The organism is Microvirga sp. P4_G7 (assembly GCF_056401005.1).
The window spans coordinates 1-1,043 of the sequence record NZ_JBFUKD010000979.1; the positions used below are offsets into that span (position 1 = coordinate 1).

2 protein-coding genes are annotated in these 1,043 nt (G+C 66.5%); both read left to right on the forward strand.

Annotated elements, in window-relative coordinates:
• Positions 1 to 37: 37 nt before the first annotated feature.
• A complete protein-coding gene (locus tag AC1DT3_RS22360; RefSeq protein WP_477467364.1) occupies positions 38 to 595 on the forward strand; it encodes a head-tail connector protein in 558 nt (185 codons plus the stop codon).
• 35 nt (positions 596 to 630) lie between these two features.
• A complete protein-coding gene (locus tag AC1DT3_RS22365; protein ID WP_477467365.1) occupies positions 631 to 966 on the forward strand; it encodes a phage head closure protein in 336 nt (111 codons plus the stop codon).
• Positions 967 to 1,043 lie beyond the last annotated feature (77 nt).

Sequence of the window (1,043 nt, forward strand, 5' to 3'; positions counted from 1 at the left end):
GAGCCGATCCATTTCATGATCAGAGGATTCCTGTTCGATGCATTCGATACTCGTCGAAGGCCCCGCCGTCGAGCCCGTGACGCTGGCGGAGATGAAGACTTACCTGCGCGTCGACGACGACACCGAGGACGACCTGATCGCGGGTCTCGTCAAGGCGGCGCGTCTCATGGTGGAGGCGGTCTCCGGCCGGATCCTGATCGCGCAACGCTGGCGCGTGATCCTGGATGCCTGGCCAGCCAATGCGCTGCGTCTGCCCTTGTCCCCGCTGATCGCCGTCGAGCGCATCGCGTTGTGCGATTCCACGGGCGCGAGTGAGGACGTCGCCCTCGATCTCGTGGAGGTGAACCGCGTGAGCGATCCTCCGCGGCTCCTCGCGCATGCCGCCCTCATCCCGGGCCATCCCCGCAACGGGATCCACATCGATGTCACTGTCGGACACGKCGCGACACCGGAAGAAGTGCCCGAGCCGCTGCGGCTCGCCGCCAAGATCCTCGTCGCCCGTTGGTTCGAGAACCGCGGCGACGTGATCGGCGCTCAGAGGCTTCCACCGGAAGCGCTCGCGCTCATCGCACCCTTTCAACGCAGCCGACTCTGATGGCCGCATCGAGTCAAGCCGACCAGAAAGCGCTCATGAAAACCAAATCGCTGTCCATCGGCGCCCGCGCGCGCCGCTTCGTTCTCGAAATGCCGCTGGAACGGCCCGACGGTTTCGGCGGGGTGATCCGATCCTACGCGCTCGGCCCGCAGATGTGGGGCGCCATGGAGATGTTGTCCGGCATCGAGCGCGTTCGCGCCGATCGCCCGGAACAGGCGCTCACGCACAAGGTCACACTTCGCTACCGCGATGGTGTGACGGCGGCGATGCGTCTCGTCTCGGGATTGCGCCGCTTCGCCATCCGCACGGCGAGCGATCCCGATGGATCGCGGCGCGAACTCGTGTGTCTCGTCGAGGAGATCCGCCCGTGACCAGCCCGATCCTCGCGATGCGACACGCGATCATCGCCGCTGCCGAAGCCGACGACGCCCTGCGCGACCTGATGGGC